Source organism: Nostoc sp. CHAB 5715, from assembly GCF_020829685.1.
GTDB lineage: Bacteria > Cyanobacteriota > Cyanobacteriia > Cyanobacteriales > Nostocaceae > Nostoc.
Map to the genome: position 1 here is coordinate 1 of NZ_JAIVFR010000377.1, position 6,522 is coordinate 6,522.

Below are 6,522 nucleotides of genomic sequence, written 5' to 3' on the forward strand. Positions count from 1 at the left end.
TTGCTGGACATGGTATCGCTTTAGAAGCTCTAGAAAATCAAGAGGGGCCAGTAGGTTATTTGATTCCGCAAGATGCCACATTAGGGGATAGTAGTACCTACTTGCCGATGCAGGAGTTACATGATGCTCTAAATGCACTTTCTTGTCGGCATATGTTAGCAATTCTCGATTGCTGTTTTGCAGGCGCTTTCCGATGGGCGAGCCTCAAGCGAGAGATTCTGCCCAAAATCACAGTCTATAAAGAACGCTACGATCGCTTTATCAGCGATGCAGCTTGGCAAGTAATTACTTCTGCTGCTGATGACCAAAAAGCTCTGGATTCCCTTGGACAGCGGGGAAAAGTACACGATGGAAACGAGGTTCACTCTCCCTTTGCCAAAGCTCTTTTTGATGCGCTACGTGGGGATACAGAAGAAAGTGCCGACCTAAATAAAGATGGTATCATCACAGCAACCGAACTTTACTCATATCTCAGGGATCAAGTAGAAATTCTCACAGAAAATCATTACAAAAGACAAACTCCAGGTTTGTGTCCCTTGAGAAAACATGATAAAGGAGAATTCATCTTCTTATTACCTAAGTTTGACCGAGATAAATTAGAAGATGCTCCACCACTAATTCCAGAAAATAATCCGTACCAAGGATTGGAATCTTACGACGAAAAAGATAGCAACTTGTTTTTTGGTAGAGAAAATCTCATCAAACAACTTTATCAGCATGTCGTTTCCAAACAGCAAGCTTTGACAGTAGTACTAGGTGCTTCTGGAACAGGAAAATCTAGCTTAATGAAAGCTGGTTTGTTACCGCGCTTACGTCATTCCCAAGAGCATCAATTTCAGATTTTACAACTTATGCGACCAGGGGAAACTCCTTTGCAAGCATTAGCACAAGTGTGTTCATCAATTGCAACTGCAATCACTGCTGAAGAACTAGCAAAAGATGAATATGCCTTAGCAACTATTGTTGCAAACAGGTGTAAGGCTTATCCCAAAACTCAATTATTACTGCCAATTGACCAGTTTGAAGAGTTGATAACCTTATGTAAGAGTGACGAGGAACGAGAGCAATTTCTGAGACTGATCAAAAATGCTATTGCCAAATCTTCCAAACATATCGATGTAATTGTCACCCTGCGACTCGACTTTGAAGCGCAGTTCCAAAATTCTGTACTCAAAGACTTTTGGAATGATGCTCGGTTTGTTGTACCACCAATGACTCAGGATGAGTTGCGAGAAGCAATTGAGAAACCTGCATCAGAGAAAGTTGTGTACTTTGAGCCTCCCAGCTTGGTGGACGACTTAATCAATGAAGTCGTACAAATGCCAGGTGCTTTACCTTTGCTTTCCTTCACCCTCAGTGAATTATACCTGAAATATTTGGACGATCGCACGAGGGATAACCGCGCCTTAACGAAGAAAGATTATGAAGAGTTAGGAAGAGTAGTTGGTTCTCTAACCAAGCGTGCTAACCAAGAATACGATCAGTTAGTTGTAAAAGACCCCGCATATAAAAACACAGTGCGTCGGGTGATGTTGCGGATGATTTCATTGCAAGGCGGTGAGTTAGCAAGGCGACAGGTTCCCAAGTTTGAACTAATTTACCCTGATCAAGAAGAAAGCGATCGCGTGCAAATAGTCATCAAACGTTTTTCTGAAGCCCGTTTAATTGTTGAAGGTTCTAATTCCCAAGGTCAATCTTATGTAGAGCCAGCCCATGATGCTTTGGTACAGGGGTGGGATAAGTTACTAACGTGGAAAAAAGAAGAAGAGGAAAATTTAATTTTGCAGCGGCGGCTAACGCCTGCGGCTGAAGAATGGAACAATATCAAAGAGCAGGAAAAACAATCTAATTCTTTGGTGAAAACATGGGGAAAAGCAGAATCTTTGGCAATTGGAAAAATACAAACTTGGCGACGTAATTGGCAGCGCAGAAAGCAAGAAGAAATTAATATTTCTAGAGGTTCAAGTGTAAAATCAATCGCTTATCTTTGGGATGATGATCCCCGTCTCGATCAGTTAAATCAAGTCCTTGATGCCGATGATAGCTGGCTTAACTGGATTGAAGATCATTTTGTTCGGCGGAGTATCCTGCAAAAAGGTAAAAATGCTTTTAGGCTGTGGCTGACTGTTACAGGAGTAATCCTGGGATTGAGCGGGTTAACGCTCTGGGCGCTAATTGGTCAGCGACAAGCATTAATAGAAAAAATAAGCGCTGATCAAAATTCCACAGAAACTGCGTTTCGCGCAAACCAACTGACATCAGAGACTTTGATAAGTAGTTTACGGGCAGGAAAGTCCTTGAAGTCCTTGTTTCTGCGTAGACCATTCCAGCCAGATCAGGAGTGGCAAAATCAAGTTTTAGTAACCTTGCAAAAGGCGGTTTATCAAGTTAAAGAACTCAATCGCTGGCGACTACCTCAAGGTCAGGTACGCGATATATTTTTGGGTCAAGATGACAAGGTATGGATTGCTGTTAGCACTGTTGTTAAAACAAATGACGGCCATCAGGACGATATTATTAGCTTATGGGACTCAAAAAGCCAACAGGTTACAAAATTGGCTTTGGGCAAAAATATCGGTTTTAGAAAAAGTGTCAGTTTTAGTCCCGATGGCAGCCAACTGGTGATCGTAGGACCAAACGAAACCATCCACTTATGTGGTTTGGAAAGCAAGCATTGTAAGGAGTTACTAAACGTTCAAGGCGGCTCAATTGAAAGCATCAGTTTTAGTCGCGATAGCAAGAGCTTAGCTTTAATTATTTCCAGGCAACGTGGTGCTGACTCATGGGAGAGGCAACGCAGTGCTTACTTATGGAATTTGCAGAGTCGAGAAGGGTTAAAAAAATTACCAGGGTATTCAGAGACTCAAGGCATTACCGTAGAAGACATGATGTTTAGTAGTGATGGCTACCATCTAGTAGAATTTTTCAAAGACCGCAACAACAGCAGCAGCAAAATTCCCGATATATCACTCCCCAAGATCCATTTTTGGGACTACTTATCGGATCGCAAGTTAGATGTAACTGCGAAAAATTCAAAAGTACTACAAGCAAATCTGTCACCACAGGGAGTAAAGGATGTAATATTAAGCCTTGATAGCGAGAAAATGGTTACCACCCCAAAAATAATAAGTCCCGGCATATCCAAGCTTTGCTATATCAATTTTTGGAACTTATCTTACAGTCTGGCTAATTCTACGCAAGAACCAAAAACTTTCAAAGAAGCTTGCTCCGCTAATTTCAATCCCCATACCAACCAATTAGCTATTGGAGGAATAAACGGCGACATTAGTTTTTACGACAGTTATGGCAATCAAAAATTGCTTGAATGGAAGGCTCATGAAGGTGCAGTTCAAAATGTTAGATTTAGCAGTGATGGCAAACGATTAATCACTATTGGAGAAGATGGTATTATCCACTTGTGGAATACGCAAGAGTGGCAGTCAAGCTTACCTTCACTTCCTATAAACAAAAAAATTGAAAGTATCAGTGTTAGCCCTGATGGTCAACAGATAGCTCTCACAGACTCTCAGGGTGTTGCTAGTTTGTGGGACGTGTCGCATCAAACTTTAACCCCACTGCCAACAACTGAAGGTAGTTTCACCAGCGTTATTTTTGCTCCCGATGGAAAACACTTTGCTGGTGCTAAAAAAGACAACACAATTACCGTTTTTGATATTTCTGGAAAGCTTATTTATCCTAATAAATTTAAATTACGTCGAGGTAATTTAAAGAACATGATTTTTCACCCTAACGGTCAATTATTTATAATTATTGAACACGAAAAACATTTAGCTTATTCTATAGTTGATTTTTCCAACAATTCCCAAATTTCTGAAAAATCTATAGAATGGCTAAATATGGGATATACATTTAGTCGTAATGGTAAATTCCTAAGAGCCACTCTAGATATACCGGATACCAGGGGAGGTCCATCTGGTATTGTATATTTGGAGGATTTGTCATCAAGGAATAGTATTATAAAATTTAACAATTTAAACGTAAAGGGATACTCAGATAAAGTTGCATTTGATATTAATGGGAATTTAATGGCTGTAACTCAACAAGAAATTGGTAAACCAGACGGGACTGTTATGTTATGGGATATCTATGCTAACCAGATAGTTAACAATTTTAAAACGTATTCTAAAGCATATGAAAATAAAACTTTTAAAGACGCAGAATCACCAACAGGCGCGATTAAAAGCCTAAGTTTGAGTGCTGATGGCAGCACACTGGCTATTCTTGACCAGGACGGCACAGTCAAATTGTGGCATACAGGATTAGATAAATTACTCATGCAAGGTTGCCAACAAGCACGTAACTATCTAGCAACTCTTGATGAGAAAAATAGCGATCGCCATCTCTGTGATAATGTACTATCAACCCCTGCAAATCCCAATAAGTAAGTTGAAGTAAAAGCGATATACGCAGTTATTGATATTAGAGGAGGTGCATTAATGTCTAAGCATAAGTTCAACCGTAATTTTGCTGTTATTATCGGTATCAATGACTATGTAAATGGTATTAGAAAGTTAGAAACAGCGGTTCCTGACGCTCACAAACTTGCTCAAATTCTCCAAAAGCAACATCAGAATCTCAAACAGCAATATCAAGCACAAAATAAATATCAAGTCCAGTTGCTATTGAATCAACGTGTTACCCTTAGCAAACTCAAAGAACTGATTGAAGACTTCAAACAAGGACAAATACCTTTTGACAATGAAAAAGTGGTAGTTAGCGAGAGCGATCGCATCCTCTTCTATTTTGCTGGACATGGTATCGCTTTAGAAGCTCTAGAAAATCAAGAGGGGCCAGTAGGTTATTTGATTCCGCAAGATGCCACATTAGGGGATAGTAGTACCTACTTGCCGATGCAGGAGTTACATGATGCCCTGAATGCACTCCCTTGTCGGCATATGTTAGCAATTCTCGATTGCTGTTTTGCAGGCGCTTTTCGTTGGGCGAGCCTCAAGCGAGAGATTCAACCCAAAATCACAGTCTATAAAGAACGCTACGATCGCTTTATCAGCGATGCAGCTTGGCAAGTAATTACTTCCGCAGCAGACGATCAAAAAGCCTTGGATTCTTTGGGCGTGCGCGGGGTAATAAAAGAAGGGAACGAGGTTTACTCTCCCTTTGCGAAAGCGCTTTTTGATGCCCTACGCGGAACTGACAAAAAAGCTGACTCGAATGATGATGGCATTATCACAGCAACTGAACTTTATTCATATCTGCGAGATCAAGTTGAAGTTGTCACAGAAAAGCACTACAAGCGACAAACTCCAAGTCTGTGTCCACTCAGAAAACATGACAAAGGGGAATTCATCTTTCTGTTACCTAACTTTGACCGAGATAAATTGGAGGATGCACCACCACTAACAAGAGAAAATAATCCTTATCGAGGATTGCAATCCTACGACGAAAAAGACAATAACTTGTTTTTTGGTAGAGAGAACCTGATTGAAAAGCTATACCAAAAAGCAGTTGCTAACCAACAGCCATTGACATTAGTTTTAGGTGCATCTGGAACGGGTAAATCCAGCTTAATGAAAGCCGGATTATTACACCGTCTGCGTCATTCCCAGGAGCATAAGTTTCAGATTTTAGATCCCATGCGTCCAGGGGAAAGTCCTTTGCAGGCTTTAGCACAGGTGTGTTTACCAATTGCAAATACAATTACCGCTTCAGAATTGGTAAAAGACGAGCAAGCTTTAGCAAATATTATTGAAAGTTGGAGCAAGATTAATCCCCAGATTAAGCTATTGCTGGCAGTTGATCAGTTTGAAGAGTTGATAACTCTGTGTAAAAGTGACGAACAACGAGAGCAATTTCAGAAATTGATTAAAAATGCGATCGCTAAATATCCCAACAACATCCATGTAGTTATCACTGTGCGGCTCGACTTTGAAGGGCAGTTTCAAACCTCTATACTCAAAGACTTCTGGAATGATGATACCCGATTTGTCGTCCCACCAATGACCCAAGATGAATTCCGGGAAGTAATTGAGAAACCAGCGTTAGAAAAAGTGGTATATTTCGACCCTCCTAGTTTGGTGGATGAATTAATTAACGAAGTCGTACAAATGCCAGGTGCTTTACCCTTGCTTTCTTTTACTCTTAGCGAATTGTACCTGAAATATTTAGAGGAGCGAAGGGACAACCGCGCCCTAAAAAAGGAAGATTACGAAGAGTTGGGAAGAGTAGTTGGTTCTCTAACCAAACGTGCTAACCAAGAATACGATCAGTTAGTTGCTTCATACCCCGCATACGAAAACACAGTGCGTCAGGTGATGCTGCGGATGATTTCATTGCAGGGTGGCGACTTAGCAAGGCGACAGGTTCCCAAGTCTGAACTAATTTACCCTGATCAAGAAGAAAGCGATCGCGTGCAAACAGTCATCAAACGTTTTTCTGAAGCCCGCTTAATTGTTGAAGGTTCTAATTCATTTAGCGTAGTTGTCCCCAGCTTGACGCGCCCATCATTCAAATATTCATTCCAAGTTTTAATCGCTAAGTCTGGGA

The 6,522-nt window shown here is 40.8% G+C and carries 2 protein-coding genes; both read left to right on the top strand.

Annotated features, from left to right (window positions below; genetic code table 11):
• The coding region (locus tag LC574_RS20525) for an AAA family ATPase (RefSeq protein WP_229455285.1) at window positions 1–4,406 on the top strand (4,406 nt) is incomplete at its 5' end.
• A gap of 51 nt (window positions 4,407–4,457) precedes the next feature.
• The coding region (locus LC574_RS20530; RefSeq protein WP_229455291.1) for a caspase family protein at window positions 4,458–6,522 on the top strand (2,065 nt) is incomplete at its 3' end.